At 68.8% G+C, this 18,145-nt stretch carries 12 protein-coding genes, 1 tRNA gene and 1 pseudogene; 3 read left to right on the top strand and 11 right to left on the bottom strand.

Annotated elements, in window-relative coordinates:
- Window positions 1-76: 76 nt before the first annotated feature.
- Together ABZT06_RS31895 and ABZT06_RS31900 are read left to right on the top strand one after the other, a co-directional pair.
- Complete coding sequence (locus ABZT06_RS31895) at window positions 77-625, top strand: DNA-binding protein (protein WP_031036313.1); 549 nt, start codon at window positions 77-79, stop codon at window positions 623-625.
- Window positions 626-864: 239 nt separating this feature from the next.
- Window positions 865-1,761: pseudogene (locus tag ABZT06_RS31900) on the top strand (serine/threonine-protein kinase); the annotation flags it as partial.
- 2,088 nt (window positions 1,762-3,849) lie between these two features.
- Here the strand turns inward: ABZT06_RS31900 and ABZT06_RS31905 are convergent.
- Together ABZT06_RS31905 and ABZT06_RS31910 are read right to left on the bottom strand one after the other, a co-directional pair.
- Window positions 3,850-5,250 carry a hypothetical protein gene (locus ABZT06_RS31905; RefSeq protein ID WP_355748675.1) on the bottom strand — a complete coding sequence of 467 codons (1,401 nt, stop codon included), beginning with the start codon at window positions 5,248-5,250 and terminating at the stop codon, window positions 3,850-3,852.
- Window positions 5,251-5,490: 240 nt separating this feature from the next.
- Window positions 5,491-5,619, bottom strand: a complete 129-nt coding sequence (locus ABZT06_RS31910) for a DLW-39 family protein (RefSeq protein WP_003999697.1) — start codon at window positions 5,617-5,619, stop codon at window positions 5,491-5,493.
- A 340-nt stretch (window positions 5,620-5,959) separates the two neighbouring features.
- Between ABZT06_RS31910 and ABZT06_RS31915 the strand changes: the two genes are divergently transcribed.
- Complete coding sequence (locus ABZT06_RS31915) at window positions 5,960-6,319, top strand: DUF6344 domain-containing protein (RefSeq protein WP_355748678.1); 360 nt, start codon at window positions 5,960-5,962, stop codon at window positions 6,317-6,319.
- Window positions 6,320-6,639: 320 nt separating this feature from the next.
- Here the strand turns inward: ABZT06_RS31915 and ABZT06_RS31920 are convergent, their stop codons facing one another.
- From ABZT06_RS31920 to dnaN, 9 genes are all read right to left on the bottom strand, one after another.
- Window positions 6,640-6,993 (bottom strand): VOC family protein, encoded by a 354-nt coding sequence (locus tag ABZT06_RS31920; RefSeq protein ID WP_355748681.1) that lies wholly within the window; start codon window positions 6,991-6,993, stop codon window positions 6,640-6,642.
- A 96-nt stretch (window positions 6,994-7,089) separates the two neighbouring features.
- Window positions 7,090-7,166: transfer RNA gene (locus ABZT06_RS31925), tRNA-Ile, on the bottom strand.
- Window positions 7,167-7,277: 111 nt separating this feature from the next.
- Window positions 7,278-8,114, bottom strand: a complete 837-nt coding sequence (locus tag ABZT06_RS31930; protein WP_355748683.1) for a DUF3566 domain-containing protein — start codon at window positions 8,112-8,114, stop codon at window positions 7,278-7,280.
- Window positions 8,115-8,132: 18 nt separating this feature from the next.
- Entirely contained in the window at window positions 8,133-10,730 is a 2,598-nt protein-coding gene (gene gyrA, locus ABZT06_RS31935; protein WP_355748686.1) for a DNA gyrase subunit A, read from the bottom strand.
- Between the two features lie 42 nt (window positions 10,731-10,772).
- Window positions 10,773-12,821, bottom strand: a complete 2,049-nt coding sequence (gene gyrB, locus ABZT06_RS31940) for a DNA topoisomerase (ATP-hydrolyzing) subunit B (RefSeq protein ID WP_355748689.1) — start codon at window positions 12,819-12,821, stop codon at window positions 10,773-10,775.
- A gap of 396 nt (window positions 12,822-13,217) precedes the next feature.
- A complete protein-coding gene (locus ABZT06_RS31945) occupies window positions 13,218-13,760 on the bottom strand; it encodes a DciA family protein (protein WP_355748692.1) in 543 nt (180 codons plus the stop codon).
- Complete coding sequence (recF, locus tag ABZT06_RS31950; RefSeq protein WP_355748695.1) at window positions 13,757-14,878, bottom strand: DNA replication/repair protein RecF; 1,122 nt, start codon at window positions 14,876-14,878, stop codon at window positions 13,757-13,759. The genes ABZT06_RS31945 and recF overlap by 4 nt, the downstream gene beginning before the upstream one ends.
- Window positions 14,879-14,931: 53 nt before the next feature.
- Entirely contained in the window at window positions 14,932-15,807 is an 876-nt protein-coding gene (gene gnd / locus ABZT06_RS31955) for a phosphogluconate dehydrogenase (NAD(+)-dependent, decarboxylating) (protein ID WP_355748697.1), read from the bottom strand.
- A 218-nt stretch (window positions 15,808-16,025) separates the two neighbouring features.
- Entirely contained in the window at window positions 16,026-17,156 is a 1,131-nt protein-coding gene (gene dnaN / locus ABZT06_RS31960) for a DNA polymerase III subunit beta (protein ID WP_355749078.1), read from the bottom strand.
- Window positions 17,157-18,145 lie beyond the last annotated feature (989 nt).

Consider the following 18,145-nt stretch of genomic DNA (forward strand, 5'->3'; position numbering starts at 1 on the left):
CACTCTCCGTAAGATGCTCAACCGTGGTTCGCTGTCGCGAACCACGGTTTTTTGGGGAAGCGATGGGGAGACGCACATGGACGCCGCACAGCAGGAAGCGACCGCGAGAGCGCGGGAACTGCAGCGGAACTGGTACGGGGAGCCGCTGGGGGCGCTCTTTCGTAAGCTCATAGACGACCTCGGCCTCAACCAGGCTCGTCTCGCGGGGGTGCTGGGACTTTCGGCTCCGATGCTGTCGCAGCTGATGAGCGGTCAGCGGGCGAAGATCGGCAATCCCGCCGTGGTCCAGCGGGTGCAGTTGCTGCAGGACCTGGCGGGGCAGGTCGCGGACGGCAGCGTGAGCGCGGCCGAGGCGACCGAGCGCATGGACGAGATCAAGAAGTCGCAGGGGGGCTCGGTGCTCAGCAACACCACGACCACGACCAGCAGTTCGGGTGCGCCGACGGTCAAGCGGGTCGTCCGCGAGATCCAGTCGCTGCTGCGCTCGGTGGCGGCCGCCGGAGACATCATCGACGCGGCCGACACTCTCGCCCCGACCCACCCGGAACTGGCAGAGTTCCTGCGGGTGTACGGCGCCGGCCGCACCTCCGACGCGGTCACGCACTATCAGTCGCACCAGAACTGAGCCGTCCGTCCGGTCGCCGAAGGGGGTTCGGCAGCCGGGTCGGGGGCCGTGCGGGTGCAACGGAGGAGCGCGAGGGGGTCGCGCTCCTCACCGGCGGGTGACACACGGGGGTGTGCCGGCCGCCGAGGAGACGAGGAACACGGGGCCGTATCTCTCATCCGGGAGGCCACGAGGGGTCGTATCGCTCATCGAGGGGGAAGCAACGGGGGTAACCGCAGGGGGAGGAGCGACGCGCAGTCATGGGTGAGGTGTTCGCCGGCCGGTACGAACTGGCCGATCCGATCGGACGCGGCGGTGTCGGCGCCGTCTGGCGTGCCTGGGACCACCGGCGTCGACGGTATGTGGCGGCCAAGGTCCTGCTGCAGAGCGACGCCCACTCCCTGCTGCGCTTCGTCCGTGAACAGGCTCTGCGGATCGACCACCCCCATGTCCTCGCGCCGGCCAGCTGGGCCGCCGACGACGACAAGGTCCTGTTCACCATGGACCTGGTCGCCGGCGGCTCGCTGGTTCATCTGGTCGGGGACTACGGTCCCCTGCCGCCCGTGTTCGTCTGCACCCTGCTCGACCAACTCCTCGCGGGGCTGGCCGCGGTGCACGCGGAAGGTGTCGTGCACCGTGACATCAAGCCGGCCAACATCCTGCTCGAAGCCACTGGTACCGCCCGCCCGCGGCTGCGGCTGTCCGACTTCGGCATCGCCATGCGGCTGGGCGAACCCCGCCTGACCGAGACCAACCTCGTCGTGGGCACCCCCGGTTATCTCGCCCCCGAGCAGATGATGGGCGCGGAACCGGACTTCCCCGCCGACCTGTTCGCCGTCGGCCTGGTCGCGTTGTACCTCCTGGAGGGCGCCAAGCCCGACGCCAGGGCACTCATTGAGCACTTCGCAGCCCATGGCACGCCCGGCGCCCCTCAGAGCGTTCCCGACCCGCTCTGGCAGGTCGTGGCCTCCCTCCTTCAGCCGGATCCCCAGGCCCGCTTCCGCACCGCCACGGGCGCCCGCAAAGCGCTCGCCGCCGCCAGGGAACTCCTCCCGGATCCCGGCCCCGACGACGAGTCCATCGAAATCTTCGACCAACTCGGCCCTTTGCCCCCCGGGTTCGGTCCGGAGGGACCGCTCAAGCGGGCACCTGGCGTGCGCTCCGGGACAGGTGACGGACGCGGGGGTTCCTTTGAGAGCGGCGGGGGGAGCGGGGCTCCTTTCGTGAACGGCGGAGGCAACGCGGGAGCGTTTGCCGACGGCAGAGGGGATGGGCCGGGGTTCTGGCGGGGGGCCGGCGACGGGGTTGGTGCTGGGGCGGGTGCTAGTGCTGGTGCCGGTGGGGCAGGCGGTGATGCGGGTGCGGGTTCCGGTGCTGGAGCCGGTGGTGGTGTTGGGGCCGGCGGTGGTGCTGCTACTGGATCTGGTGCCGGTGCTGAATCGGGTGCCGGTGCGGGGCCTGCTGGTGATGGACTCGGTGCCGGTGCTGCGCCCGGTGCTGGCGAGGCTGGCGAGAGAGCTTCGTGGCCTGGCTGGGGCAACGGCGGGGCTTCCCGGCCAGATGGGGCGGGTGGCGCATCCTCCTGGTTCGGTGAGGGGCACGGGGCAGGGCCCCGTCCTGGTGAAGCGGGCGAGGATTCCTTCCGGTACGGCGACGGGAATGGACCGGGCGCCTTCCAGCCCGGAGACGCGAGCCGGGCTCCCTCCTGGTCCGGGGAAGGAAACGGGCCGGGATCCCAACCCCGCCAAACGGGCGGAACCTCCCTCGGGCCCGGCGAAGGAAAGGGACCCACCCCCACCCCACCCGGAGAAGCGACCGGGACACCCCCCTGGCCCCAAGAAGGAAACGGGCCGAGATCCCAACCCGGCCAAGCAAGCCACGCCCCATCCCAGCCCCGGGCGGCCAGGGGAGCGACCAACTGGTCCGGCGAAGGAAGCGGACGGTCCTCCCACCCCGAGGTGCCAGGCGGGGCGCCCTCCTGGCACAGCGAGGTAGGTGGAACACCTTCCCAGCGCCGCGAGGCAAGTGAGACGCCTTACCAGCGAGGTGGGGCAGACGGAGCTGCCTACGGACACGCTGGGCCGAGCGGACCTGCCTATCCACCTGGTGAGCCGAGCAGGCCTGTGGCCTGGCCCGGGGAGGCATACGGAGCGGTCTCCTGGCCCGGCGAGGGAAACGAGCCGTCCTGGCCCGGACAAGGCAGCGGCGCGGCCTGGCCCGTCGAGGGCAGTGAGGTCCCGCAACGCGCCGGGGAGGGAAACGCACCGCCCTGGCCCGCTGAGGCGAATTCGCCGTCCTGGCCCAGGGAATCGAACCCGGCGCCATGGTCCGAACAGGGCAATCCGACGTCCTGGCCCCGCGAGTCCGGCCCCCCGCCCTCCCCGGGTACCGACGCCCCAACTGCCCACCCGAACGCCGGCACCGACACGTCCTCTCCCACCACGGGCCGCGGAACCCCCTGGCCCGACCCCACCGCGCCACCCTCGGTGTCGGACACCGGAAGCTTCCATCTGTCGCCACCCCGGCCCACGGACTCCGGCTCCCAGCCTTCCACTCCACCGGAACACCAGGCACAGCCGCGCCACCCCCACCCACAGGCCCCAGCACCACCACGCCGACCTGCGCCCCCGGCTCACTCCGGCTACGTCTCCCCCTACGACCCCACACCCCCCACTCACGTCCTGCCCTCCCCCCAACTCCACGCCCCACGCTTCCCCACGCAGGCTCCGACACCGGTCCGGCACCAGCTCCACGGTGATACCTCTACTGCTTCGTACACCGCTCAGAGCCCGCAGGTTCCACCTCCCACCCGGTCACTTTCGCGAGCGCGCCGCAGCGGCCCACCCGCAAAGGTGGCGATCCCCCTCCTGCTCCTGGCCCTGGCCTGCTACGCCGTGGGATTTTGGGCGCTCACCCAGATCTGAGGAGCTGGCGCCTGTACAGACCGCCATCCGTACAGGCCGCCATTCAGACACTGCAGGACGACTCCGCCGAGGTCCTGACTCCCCCGCATCCCGAATACCCCATGCACTGCCCCGGGCCGGCGGCAAGACAGCCGCACTCAATCCGGTCAACTCCGAGGTCCGACAACCCGGTTGTCCCAGGCCCCAGAACCGAACCGTGCGGTCGCCGAGGGCCCGCACCCCGCACATACATCCCCGGAGCCTTGAATCCCCGACGCCCGACAGCACAACCCAAAGGCTCCCAAGCCGGACCCCGGCCCCGGACCCCCGAACCCCCACGCCCTACACTCCGGCAGCCCTCCGCCGCCCCACCGCAACCCACACCCCGAGAACCACCAACACCACGGTTCCCGCCCCGATCCCCCCGACGGCCACCAGCTTCATGCCGGCATCACCGCCACCCGCCTCACCACCGTCACCGTCGCTCGAACCCGCGTCCCCGGCCGCCCCCGATCCCCGTCCAAGAAGCCCCACCTGGAAGATCCCCGAAGGCTCGGACTGCCCCGCGTAACCGGGCCCGGCCGTCGCCGCCCCCTTCACCCGCACACGCAGCGTCAGCCCGACCGGCCTGTCCCCGAACTCCTCGCCCACCCGCGCGGCGAGATGCACGACGAGGTAATAGGACCCGGCGAACCGCATCCCGCCCACCCGGTCGGAAACGGAGTAGCGGTTGTCGTACCCGACCGGCGGCAGGGCAGCCAGCGCACCCGACTTCTGGCTGCCGTTGTAACTGATGCTCGTGTCGTCCACGAGTCCGCGCACGGGGTTGTACAGCGCCAGATTCACGCCCCCCGGCACAAAGCCCCCACCCACCCCACCGGACCCACCACTGCTCGCACTGCTCAGGTCGGCGGTCGCGTACACCTGCTGTCCCCAGTCGACCGGCACCTCGTAGAACAGCGTCTGTCCGGGCCGTACGTCGTCGCGCCAGGCCCCTTGTTCCAGCGCGGTCGCCGAGCCGAAGCCCCCGCCGCCCCGCAGCCGCACGGCCTCACCGCCCGGAGGCGAGGGCGTGGCCGAGTCCCAGGCCTCGGGCGCGCTGGTCGAACCGGTCTCCCGTAGCCGCGGTTCCAGCACCGGCGCGAGTTCCAGGTCCCAGTCTCCCGGTGTGGACTCTGTGCGCAGCACGCGCTCGACGACGACGTAGTACGTACCGGCGCCCTGGCACAGTGACCGGCTCGACGGGAGCTGACGCGCCCCCCAGACGGTGAGCGGACGCGGGCTGCGGCCGGCGCCGATGCTGGCGGTGTCCGGCGCGGAGCAGGGACGGCCGTCGGCGTCCTGCACGGACACCCTGACACCTTCCGTGGGGGTGACCGCGGCGTCCGTCGGGGGTACGGCCGTCGCGGCGACGTACACGGTGGACGTGCCGTCGAGTACGAGGCGGTAGTAGACCTTGCCGTCGCTCGGCAGCGAACTCCGGTACGTCGTGCCGGGTTCGAGACGCTCGGCGTCCGCCGTGTCCGACGCTCCGGTGACCGACGGGGCGTCTTCGGCAAAGGCGTACGAAGCACCCGTAGCGGAGGAAGAAGGAGAGGGAGAGGGAGAGGTGGAAATGGAAGCGGAGGGGGAGGTGGAAGGCGAGAACGAGGCGGCAAAGCCAGGAGACCCAGGCGCACCCGCCACCGCGCCCAGCACGACCCCCACGACGGTCCCCCGCCACCACGCCGTACGCCGCCCCATCCCGCCGCCCCTCCGTGTCCGCGCCCGAACTCCCACGACCGTCATCGATGGGCCACGACCGCCCGTGCGGCCGGGCGGCCGTGGCCCATCCTGCCCCGCCCGGCCGCCGCCCACCCTCGCAATCCGTACGCCCGTCCGAAACCCCCGGTCACCGCCGTCCCGCTGCCGAACCGGCCTCGGGCAACACAAAACCCCGACCGCAACAACGGCCGGGGTCTGTTCAGAATCGGATGTCGGTACTCACGAACCCGTGGGCACGGAGTCAGTCGCCTCCGTCCACAGATCCTGCTCGGCGCGATCCGCCTGGATCTGGCGGTACACGAGGAGCCCGCCGATGGCGGCCAGTGCGACCAGGAGCAGCTTCTTCACCGCGCTACCTCGTCTTTCCTTGACGTAGGGGACCTCTGCCGCCCGACTATACACACCGACCGATACCGATCGGTGACCTGCGTCCTGGGCCTCAACTCCCTTCGGGAACGGCCCAGTAGAAGCGGAACAGGGACCTCCGATCAGAGGGTGATCACACCTCTACAGACGGTCACTTCACCCCCTATCGCACCGCTTCTCCTCTTTTTCGCCCTTTATGCACCCATTCGTGTGGTGTTCATCTGAAGATCGACGCGCCACAGGCTCGGGTACGTGATTTCGCGACGCTCATACACATCATGAGGAAAGTACGCAAATCGAACCGACCCGAAAGTGAGGGACCATGGCCCAGAACAAGGTCATGAAGCTGTGGACCGTCGTCATCACCGCCGTCCTCGCGCTGTTCACGGCGCTCGGCCTCATCACGACGACCGCCGCCGCTGCCGTACCGCAGACCCAGCCGGCCCGCAACAGCGCCGCCGCGCACCCGGAACTCCCGGCGACGTCCCACGGACTCTGGTCCTACGTCAGGTCCCTGCCCCCCACGATGAAGCAGCGGATCCGGGCAGAGGCCCACGGAAAGACCCCCAGCTGCCGCCCCCGTTCCCTCGCCGACACGGACGCGGCCGCGGACCCGAGCACGGACACGGACACGGAAGCGGAAGCGGGCACACCCGAACCGGCCTGCGCGGACCGCGCCTGACGCCACCGCCCCGCCCCAGAAGCACCGAAGCCGAATCGAAGACGGATCAACGACGGATCAACGACGCACCGAAAACGCACCGAAGACGCGGCAGGAACGCATTGAAGTGGCACCGAAGACGCAGCGAAGAAGCGCTGAAGATGTGACGACGTCGTACACACCACCGCGCGGAGACACCCGCCCGAACGCCGAAGGCCCCCCACGGGAACCGGCTGAAGGTCTTCGTCTCCGGTGGAAGCAAGAGGACGTACTCCGGAGGTCACCGCACACGATGGACACAGCACCCGTGTTCGCCGGCCCCCGCACCCGCCCAGGGGTTCTCACTGACGCCGTTGGCCCAGGACACAGAACTCGTTGCCTTCCGGGTCGGCCATGACCACCCACGACTGGTCACCCTGGCCGATGTCGACCCGCTTGGCACCATGAGCCTCAAGGCGAGCCACCTCGGCGGTCTGGTCATCAGGCCTGAAGTCGAGATGCAGCCGGCTTTTGGCCTTCCTGCTCTCCTCGATCCTGACGAACTCCAGCCCTGGCAGGCGGTCCGGCCCCGGGCGGATCTCGAACTCGTCATCGGAAGAGTGGACCACGACCCAGCCAAGAGCCTCGGCCCACCACTGCCCCAGGGCCGCCGGATCCACCGAGTGAACGATTACCTGCTCCCATTCCAAGGTCATCCGGCGAGTCTAGGCACCCGAGGACTTCGAAAAGCCGGCGCTCGAAACCCCCCAAGACAAAAACCCCCAACCATGATCGGTTGAGGGTCTTCGTGCTGGTGGGGCTAACAGGATTTGAACCTGTGGCCTCATCCTTATCAGGGATGCGCTCTAACCAACTGAGCTATAGCCCCGCCGCGCTCTGCGGAGTGTGTCCCGCGCGCTGACTCCTGAAGATTAGCGCACGACGTGGGCAGTCCCAAAATCGGTTCCCCGAGGACCGCCCCCGCAGGTTTCGGACAGCGTTACTCGTCCTCGGCCAGTGTCAGCTCGACGCCGCCGACGAAGCCGGCGGAGAGGTTGTAGATGAACGCGCCGAGGGTCGCGAGCGCCGTCGCGAGGACGACGTCGATGACCGCGATGATCGACGTGAACATCAGGACGTTCGGCAGGGAGAGGAACGCCTGGAGGTCGAAGCCGTTCGACTCGTTCGAGCCGGTCGCCTCGGCGATCGTCCCGCCGACCGTCGAGAAGACGCCCATCGCGTCCATGACCATCCACAGCACGGCGGCCGCGACGATCGTGCAGATGCCGAGTGCGATGGAGAGCAGGAAGCTGACCTTCATGACGGACCACGGGTCGGCCTTGGCCACCCGCAGACGTGCCTTGCGGGTTCGCGGCGCGGTGCGCGCACCGGTGCGCGGGCGGCGTACGGCACCGGCCGGCCCGGCTTGTGTCGGGTAGGCCTGCGGCGGGTGGTACGGGCCGGTCTGCTGCTGCGGCTGCCGTTCCCCCGGCAGCGGAGACGGCGAAGGCTGGGGCTGCACCGCGGGCTGCGGCTGCGGCGGTGCGGCGGGCGCCGTCGGCTGGGCCGGCGGCTGGGTGTCCGTCACAGGTCCCCCCTGGGATCCACGAGTCTCGGGCGAGCGCGACGGGGTCGCGGGCGGCTTGATCGCCTTGAGTTGAGTCGTGTGCGTATCTGTGGGGTGCGGTTCTGCCGCACGTGCGTCGGCCGCACGCCCGTCCGTCGCCCGCGCGTCGGCTGCACGCGCGGCAGAGCCACGGCCGCCGCCGTCCGCCTCCGTGCCGGGGGAGGACCCCCTAGAGGTTCCGGTCGATCCGGCGCCCGTGGCTCCGCTCACGATGACTCTCTCCTCGTGCTACTCGGCCGAGGGTGCCTCACCCTCGTCCGTGCCGATGGTCTCGGCGGCACCTTCGACGGTCTCGTCGTCGGCCACATCGCCTTCGACCTCCTCCGCCTCACGTCCCGCCTCGGCGTTACGTGCGATGCCGACCACGGCATCGCGCTTGCCCAGGTTGATCAGTTGGACGCCCATGGTGTCACGGCCCGTCTCCCTGACCCCGCTGACTCGCGTACGAATCACACCGCCGGACAGCGTGATGGCGAGGATCTCGTCGGTCTCCTCGACCACCAGCGCTCCGACGAGCGATCCGCGGTCCTCCACGATCTTGGCGGCCTTGATGCCGAGGCCGCCGCGACCCTGGACGCGGTACTCGTCGACAGGGGTCCGCTTCGCGTACCCGCCGTCCGTAGCAGTGAACACGAACGTACCGGGTCGAACAACATTCATCGAGAGCAGCTCGTCTCCCTCACGGAAGCTCATGCCCTTGACACCCGAGGTGGCACGGCCCATGGGACGAAGGGTGTCGTCCGAGGCGGTAAACCTGATCGACTGTGCCTTCTTGCTGATCAGAAGCAGATCACTGTCGGCCGAGACGAGTTCGGCGCCGATCAGTTCGTCGTCCGAACCGTCCTCGCGCTCCCGCAGATTGATGGCGATGACGCCGCCGGAACGCGGAGAGTCGTAATCCTTCAGTGACGTCTTCTTGACCAGACCCGCCTTCGTGGCGAGCACCAGGTACGGCGCCGCGTCGTAGTCGCGGATCGCGAGGATCTCGGCGATCGCCTCGTCCGGCTGGAAGGCCAGCAGGTTGGCGACGTGCTGTCCACGCGCGTCACGCCCGGCGTCCGGCAGTTCGTACGCCTTGGCCCGGTAGACGCGGCCCTTGTTGGTGAAGAACAGCAGCCAGTGGTGCGTGGTGGACACGAAGAAGTGGTCGACGATGTCGTCTTCCTTGAGCTTCGTGCCCCGTACGCCCTTGCCGCCGCGCTTCTGGGCGCGGTAGTCGACGGTCTTGGTGCGCTTGACGTAGCCGCCGCGCGAGACCGTGACGACGATGTCCTCCTCGGCGATGAGGTCCTCGATGGACATGTCACCGTCGTAGGGCACCAGCATGGTCTTGCGGTCGTCGCCGAACTTCTCGACGATCGCGGCGAGTTCCGCGCTGACGATGCCGCGCTGGCGGACCGGCGAGGCGAGGATCTCGTTGTATTCGGTGATCTTCGCCTGGAGTTCGTCGTGCTCCTGGATGATCTTCTGGCGCTCCAGGGCGGCCAGTCGGCGCAGCTGCATCTCGAGGATGGCGTTGGCCTGGATCTCGTCGATCTCCAGGAGCTCCATCAGGCCCCCGCGCGCGATGTCGACGGTGTCGCTGCGCCGGATGAGCGCGATGACCTCGTCGATGGCGTCCAGGGCCTTCAGCAGGCCGCGCAGGATGTGCGCCCGCTCCTCGGCCTTGCGCAGCCGGAACTTCGTACGGCGGACGATGACCTCGATCTGGTGCGCCACCCAGTGCCGGATGAACGCGTCGAGAGACAGCGTGCGGGGGACGCCGTCGACGAGCGCCAGCATGTTGGCGCCGAAGTTCGACTGCAGGTCCGTGTGCTTGTAGAGGTTGTTGAGTACGACCTTGGCGACCGCGTCACGCTTCAGGACGATCACGAGTCGCTGGCCCGTGCGCGACGACGTCTCGTCCCGGACGTCCGCGATGCCGCCGACCTTGCCGTCCTTGACCAGGTCGGCGATCTTCTGTGCGAGGTTGTCGGGGTTGGTCTGGTACGGCAGTTCCGTGACCACCAGGCACTGGCGGTTCTGGATCTCCTCGACCTCGACGACCGCGCGCATGGTGATCGAGCCACGTCCGGTGCGGTACGCCTCCTCGATGCCCTTGCGGCCGACGACGAGGGCGCCGGTCGGGAAGTCGGGGCCCTTGATGCGCTCCATGAGCGCGTCCAGGAGCTCCTCGTGCGAGGCCTCCGGGTTCTCCAGGTACCACTGGGCGCCGGACGCGACCTCGCGCAGGTTGTGCGGCGGGATGTTGGTGGCCATGCCGACCGCGATGCCGGCCGAACCGTTGATCAGCAGGTTCGGGAAGCGGGCCGGCAGGACGGTCGGCTCCTGGGAGCGGCCGTCGTAGTTGTCCGTGAAGTCGACGGTCTCCTCGTCGATGTCCCGGACCATCTCCATGGACAGCGGCGCCATCTTGCACTCGGTGTAGCGCATGGCCGCCGCCGGGTCGTTGCCCGGGGAGCCGAAGTTGCCGTTGGAGTCCACCAGCGGCATCCGCATCGACCACGGCTGGGCGAGGCGCACCAAGGCGTCGTAGATCGAGGAGTCGCCATGGGGGTGGTAGTTGCCCATGACGTCGCCGACCACGCGCGCGCACTTGTAGAAGCCACGCTCGGGGCGGTAGCCGCCGTCGTACATGGCGTACAGGACGCGGCGGTGGACGGGCTTGAGGCCGTCCCGGACGTCCGGCAGCGCGCGGGACACGATGACGGACATCGCGTAGTCCAGGTACGAACGCTGCATCTCCGTCTCGAGCCCGACGGGCTCGACACGCTGGGCGATGACGCCGCCCTCTTCAGGGGTGACGGGAGTGTTCTCGTCGGCCATTACTGGTCAAGATCCTTCCTGGTGCGGTCAGCTGAGACCGACTCAGATGTCGAGGAAGCGGACGTCCTTGGCATTGCGCTGGATGAACTGGCGCCGGGCCTCCACGTCCTCGCCCATCAGGACGGAGAACAGGTCGTCGGCCTGGGCGGCGTCGTCGAGGGTGACCTGGCCGAGGACGCGGTGCTCCTGGTCCATGGTGGTCACGCGCAGTTCCTCGGCGTTCATCTCGCCGAGACCCTTGAAGCGCTGGATGGAGTCCTCGCGGATGCGCTTACCGCGCTGGCGTCCCATCTCGATCAGCGCGTCCCGCTCGCGGTCGGAGTACGCGTACTCGATGTCGTCCCGGCCCCACTTGATCTTGTACAGCGGGGGGCGGGACAGGTACACGTGCCCGGCCTCGACCAGCGGCCGCATGAAGCGGAACAGGAAGGTCAGCAGCAGGGTGGAGATGTGCTGGCCGTCGACGTCGGCGTCCGCCATCAGGATGATCTTGTGATAGCGCAGCTTCTCGATGTCGAAGTCCTCGTGGACCCCGGTGCCGAAGGCCGAGATCAGCGCCTGGATCTCCTGGTTCTGCAGGATCTTGTCGATCCGCGCCTTCTCGACGTTGAGGATCTTGCCGCGGATCGGGAGGATCGCCTGGTACTCGGGGTTACGGCCGGACTTGGCGGAGCCGCCGGCGGAGTCACCCTCGACGATGAAAATCTCGCACTTGGTGGGGTCGTTCGACTGGCAGTCGGAGAGCTTGCCCGGCAGGGACGCGGTCTCCAGCAGGCCCTTGCGGCGGGTCAGGTCGCGGGCCTTGCGGGCCGCCACGCGCGCGGTGGCCGCCTGGATGGACTTGCGGATGATGTCCGCGGCCTCGACGGGGTTGCGGTCCAGCCAGTCGGTGAGGTGCTCGTAGACGACCTTCTGAACGAAGGTCTTCACCTCGGTGTTGCCCAGCTTGGTCTTCGTCTGGCCCTCGAACTGCGGCTCGCCCAGCTTCACCGAGATGATCGCGGTCAGACCCTCGCGGATGTCGTCACCCGTGAGGTTGTCGTCCTTCTCGCGCAGCAGCTTCTTGTCGCGCGCGTACTTGTTGATCAGCGAGGTCAGCGCCGCGCGGAAGCCCTCCTCGTGCGTGCCGCCCTCATGCGTGTGGATGATGTTGGCGAAGGAGTACACACCCTCGCTGTAACCGCCGTTCCACTGCATCGCGAGCTCGAGGGACAGGCTCTTGTCCTTGTCCTCGGCCTCGAGGTCGATCACGGTGGGGTGAACGACTTCTCCCTTGCGGGAGTTGAGGTACTTCACGAAGTCGACGATGCCGCCCTCGTAGTGGTACGAGACGGTCTTGACCTCGTGCTTCTCGTCCTCGCCCGCCTCGTCCGCGCCGGCGGTGGCCTTCGCCGACTCGCGCTCGTCGGTGAGGTTGATCCTCAGGCCCTTGTTGAGGAACGCCATCTCCTGGAAGCGCCGCGAGAGCGTCTCGAAGGAGTACTCGGTGGTCTCGAAGATGTCCGGGTCGGCCCAGAAGGTGACCGTGGTGCCGTGCTCGTCCGTGGCCTCGTGCTGGGCCAGCGGGGCCGTCGGCACGCCCAGCTTGTAGTCCTGCGTCCAGCGGTAGCCGTCAGTCTTGATCTCGACGGACACCTTGGTCGACAGGGCGTTCACGACGGAGACGCCCACGCCGTGCAGACCGCCGGAGACCGCGTAGCCGCCGCCACCGAACTTGCCGCCCGCGTGCAGCACGGTCAGCACGACCTCGACGGCCGGTTTGCCCTCGGAGGGGACGATGCCCACCGGGATACCGCGGCCGTTGTCGACGACGCGCACGCCGCCGTCGGGGAGGATCGTCACGTCGATGGTGTCCGCATGCCCGGCCAGCGCCTCGTCGACGGAGTTGTCGACGACCTCCTGCACCAGGTGGTGCAGGCCGCGCTCGCCGGTCGAGCCGATGTACATACCGGGTCGCTTGCGGACCGCGTCCAGACCCTCGAGGACGGTGATGGCGCTGGCGTCGTACGAGGCGGTTACCTCGCCGTTCGACGAGGTCGCCTCGGCGTCGGTGGACGGAATGTTCTCGTTGGGGTTGCCGGAATCGGCCACGAAGCGCCCTTTCTGGCACAGCACGAGCCGGGCTCGTCGGCGGGTTGCCGGAGCGGCTGCGGCATGTTGCGTTGGTAAGCCTTGATCAGCGTTGCTCAGCTTCTCCCGGGCGGTCCCCACGTTCGGGGCGGGATCGGCTTTCAGTCTACCGGTAGCGCCGACAGTGATGGGGGTTTGCCGGTACCTGAGTCCGCATGTGCCGCCCTCAACCGGCGTCTTCCGGGTCCCCATATACGGAGCGGGGCTCCAAGAGGCTCACAGCGGCACTCAGCGCTTCCAGCTGTCAACCCTTGGCTACTTGGGAGTCAGGTCGGAATTCGCAACCGCGTGCAGTGCTACGACAAAGGCGTCGGCGGCGCCCTGAAGGCACCGCCGACGCCCCTGTTGTGATGTCTGTCACCCGTAGGTGTCACCGGGCCCCGTGCTGCCGGGGGCGCGCAGCGGACCGTAGCGACGCGCGGGTCCGCCAGGGCCGTTCACCTTGATCACCTTCACGGCGCCGTGCCCGAGATCCTCGTTCAGGCGGGCCACCAACTGCGGCGCGAGCAGCCGCAGGTTCGTCGCCCAGGCCGTCGAGTCGCAGCGCACCACCAGGACCCGCTCGTCCTCGTCGTACGTCTCCGGCGCACAGTGCTTGGCCACGTCCTCGCCCACGATCTGCGGCCAGCGCCCCATCACCCCGCCCACCGCGGCCGGCGTCTCCCAGCCGCGCTCGGTGATCAAGCGGTTGATGGCGGCGCCGAAGGCCATGGGGTCGCGTCCGTCGGCGCGCGCGCCGGAACGCAGACCGCCCCCGCGCCTCGCCTGCCGCTTCTGCTGCGCCGCGTCCCCACGCGCGCGTGCCTGTTCCTTCGCGGCCCTGAGCGCCACGCGCGCGAGGTCGACACCGGAGGGTCCGGCGGGCTTGGGACCGTCGCCGGAAGGTTGTTCGTCGGTCATGCGCGCTCCACCGCCCCCTCGGACACGGCGTACCGCGTCCCCGTCAGCACGTGCGGCACGTCGTCGTCGACCGCCGCCGTCACCAGGACCTGCTCACCGGGCGCGACCAGCTCGGCCAGACGCTCACGGCGACGGGTGTCCAGCTCGGCGAACACGTCGTCGAGGATCAGCACCGGCTCGTTCCCCTCGGCCCTGAGAAGGTCGTACGACGCGAGGCGCAGCGCCAGCGCGTACGACCAGGACTCGCCGTGTGAGGCGTATCCCTTGGCGGGCAGCTGACCGAGTTTGAGATTCACATCGTCCCGATGAGGTCCTACGAGGGTCACGCCCCGCTCGATCTCCTGCTTGCGCACCTCGGCGAGCGCCGCCATCAGCTGCTCGTAAAGATCCTCACGCGTGTGTGCCTCGCCCGGCGCGGACGGCTTGTACTCCAGCGCCACCGGACCGCCGCCGGGCGCCAATTGCTCGTACGCCTTGTCGGCCAGCGGCTGGAGCGCGGCGATCAGATCGAGCCGCTGGGCCAGCAACTCGGCGCCCACGCGCGCGAGGTGCTGGTCCCACACGTCGAGGGTGGACAGGTCCATCGAGCGGCCGCCGTGCCTCCTCGCGAGGGCGGCCGACTTCAGCAGGGTGTTGCGCTGCTTGAGGACCCGCTCGTAGTCGGAGCGGACGCCGGCCATGCGCGGGGAGCGCGCGGTGATCAACTCGTCCAGGAAACGGCGCCGCTCGCCCGGGTCGCCCTTCACCAGCGCGAGATCCTCCGGCGCGAACAGCACCGTGCGCACGATCCCGAGCACATCCCGCGGCCTGACCTGTGAAGACCGGTTGATGCGGGCACGGTTCGCCTTGCCGGGGTTCAGCTCCAGCTCGACCAGCTGCTGCCGCTCGCCCTGCCGGACCTGCGCCCGGACGATCGCGCGGTCGGCGCCCATGCGGACCAGGGGTGCGTCGGAGGCGACCCGGTGACTGCCGAGCGTGGCGAGGTAGCCGATCGCCTCGATCAGGTTCGTCTTGCCCTGTCCGTTGGGGCCCACGAACGCCGTGACGCCCGGGTCGAGCGGAACTTCGACCCGGGCGTACGAGCGGAAGTCGGCCAGCGACAGATGCGTGACGTGCATGGTCGGGCGCCGACCTCCCCCAGCTTGTGGACCGTTGTGAACAGCTCTGTGGATTACTTCGTCTCGACCGCGTGGCCGCCGAACTGGTTGCGCAGCGCCGCGATCATCTTCATCTGCGGTGAGTCGTCCTGACGGGACGAGAACCGCGCGAACAGCGACGCGGTGATCGCCGGCAGCGGCACCGCGTGGTCTATGGCGGCCTCCACGGTCCAGCGGCCCTCGCCGGAGTCCTGTGCGTAACCGCGCAGCTTCTGAAGGTGCTCGTCCTCGTCCAGGGCGTTGACCGCGAGGTCGAGCAGCCAGGAGCGGATGACCGTGCCCTCCTGCCAGGAGCGGAAGACCTCCCGGACGTCGGTCACGGAGTCGACCTTCTCCAGGAGCTCCCAGCCCTCGGCATAGGCCTGCATCATCGCGTACTCGATGCCGTTGTGGACCATCTTCGCGAAGTGGCCCGCGCCGACCTTGCCGGCGTGCACCGCACCGGCGTCGCCCTCGGGCTTGAGGGCGTCGAAGACGGGCTGCACCTTGGCGACGTTCTCCGCGTCGCCGCCGTACATCAGCGCATAGCCGTTCTCCAGGCCCCACACGCCGCCGGAGACGCCACAGTCGACGAACCCGATGCCCCTGTCCGCCAGCTCCCCGGCGTGCTTCTCGTCGTCCGTCCAGCGGGAGTTCCCGCCGTCCACCACGACGTCACCGGGCTCCAGGAGCTCGGCCAGCTCGTCGACGGTCGCCTGGGTCGGCGCACCGGCCGGGACCATCACCCACACGACCCGCGGACCCTGCAACGCTTCCACAAGCTCCTTGAGGCTGTGGACATCCGCGAGGTCCGGGTTGCGGTCGTATCCGATCACGGTGTGGCCTGCGCGACGTATCCGCTCGCGCATGTTGCCGCCCATCTTGCCGAGGCCGACGAGACCGAGCTCCATCAGTGGTTCCTTAGGTTGCTGTGGCGTGTGTGGCACTTTCGTACCCACGTACGAGCCTAAACCCGGACGCTCACGCACACCTGTGGGCATACGCGCTCAAACGTATGCCCTCACCTGGGGCTTTGACTCAGCCGCTGAGGCGCACCGGCATACTGCGATCTTGTGGGGGACGACCCCCACACCCCCAGCAGCCGTCCGGCCCAGGTCGGCCGGCACGCTCAGCCGCTGAGGCGCACCGGCATGATCAGGTACTTGTATGCCTCGTCCGCCTCGGCGTCCAGGGCCGGCTTGCCGCTCAGCAGCGCGGGCTTGGTGGACGTCGTGAAGGAGAGCTGGGCCACCGGGGAGTCGATCGCGCTCAGGCCGTCCAGCAGGAAGGTCGGATTGAAGGCGATCGAGATGTCGTCGCCCTCCAGCTGGGCGTCGACCCTTTCCACAGCCTGTGCGTCGTCGCTGGAGCCGGCCTCCAGGATCAGCACACCCTGCTCGAAGCTGAGCCGCACCGGGGTGTTGCGCTCGGCGACCAGAGCCACACGCTTGACGGCCTCCACGAAGGGGGCGGTCTCGATCACGGCGATGGAGTTGAACTCCGTCGGGAACAGCGTGCGGTACTTCGGCAGGTCGCCCTCGAGCAGACGCGTGGTCGTACGGCGGCCCGCGCCCTCGAAACCGATCAGGCCCTCGCCCGCGCCCGAGCCGGACAGCGCCAGGATCACGCTGTCGCCGCTCGTGAGCGCCTTGGCGGTGTCCAGGAGCGTCTTGGCGGGCACCAGGGCGACCGCGGACGCCTCGGGGTTCTCCGGCTTCCACAGGAACTCACGGACCGCGAAGCGGTAGCGGTCGGTGGACGCCAGCGTGACGGTGTCGCCCTCGATCTCGATGCGGACACCGGTCAGGACGGGAAGCGTGTCGTCGCGGCCCGCGGCGATGGCCACCTGGGAGGCGGCGGAGGCGAAGACCTCACCGGGAACGGTGCCGGTGGCGCTCGGCATCTGCGGCAGCGTCGGGTACTCCTCCACAGGCAGGGTGTGGAGGGTGAACCGCGAGGAACCGCAGACAACAGTCGCCCGTACACCGTCTGTGGAAATCTCCACCGGGCGGTTGGGCAGGGCGCGGCAGATGTCGGCGAGCAGGCGGCCGGAGACCAGGACCGTGCCCTCCTCCTCGACCTCGGCCTCCACCGACACCCGCGCGGAGACCTCGTAGTCGAAGCTGGACAGGCTCAGCTGGCCTTCCTCGGCCTTCAGGAGAAGGCCGGCGAGGACAGGCGCCGGCGGACGGGCCGGGAGGCTGCGCGCCGCCCAGGCCACTGCCTCCGCGAGTACGTCGCGTTCCACCCGGATCTTCACTGTTGCCGCCTCCTGCTGTTGCCGGCGCTGCTCGGCCTGCCTGGCTTCGTCGTCTGTCTCGGTGTCGTCGGCCCCTGTGGCGGGAAGGACACCGGGGAACAGTCTGACGCACCCCACTGACAGTAGGTGCCTCTCGGGGTCAAGTCGTGACGAGGGGCAGCCGGGCGCCGGACAGCGAGTTGTGCACAGGCCCCACTTCGAAACGGATTCCCAGCTCTCTCTAGTTGGGAGTAGTAGTAGGGGCTGTGGATACCGTGGATAACCCTGTTTTCCCAGCTCAGAGCGGGAATTTTGTCCACCGACCCTGTGGGCGACGACGGTGGACAACTGGGTGTCTCTGTGGAGAACAGAAAGTTCTGCACACTCCGTGCACAGCCTGAGGCGACTTCTCCCCAGCACCGTCCCCAGCTTTACCCGGCTTTCCCACAGCCCAACCCGGCACCTTCGTGTGACGCCTTTCACTCGACCTGGTGATCAGGCGCGTCGCGTTGCCGAACAGTGGACAGGCATGTGGAGAAGCTGGTGATCGCTGGGGACAACAGGTCCCGGCCTGTGGGTCGTCGGTGGACAACTTGATGCACAGCCTGTGGATCTTCTCGTTGTCCACAGTCTGTGGAGATCCTTTGTCCACGAATCCACAGCCACCTGACCTGGCCCGATGGTCTTTCGACAGGGAGCCTGTGGACCGCGATCTGGACAACTTCGCAGTCCCCAGGATGTGGACGGGAAAAAGTCACCGGATCTGTGGAGAGAGGCCGTAACCCTGCGGAGAATCGAACACCGGGCTACGGCGCCGTGACCCGGAGAATGACGAGGGGCGCCCCGGGACCTCGTCCCCAGGGCGCCCTGGACGCCGTGACTCTGTTGCCGCGCCTTCGAGGCGGGGCGCCGGCGCATCGACCGCGATCTGCCCGACGGCGCGGCAACAGCGCCTGGGCGCCCTGATGATGACGCTCGGCCAGGCCCGTCTCGACGCCCGGCAGGGGCCC

This window comes from Streptomyces sp. NPDC005483, assembly GCF_040606035.1.
Taxonomy (GTDB): Bacteria; Actinomycetota; Actinomycetes; order Streptomycetales; family Streptomycetaceae; genus Streptomyces.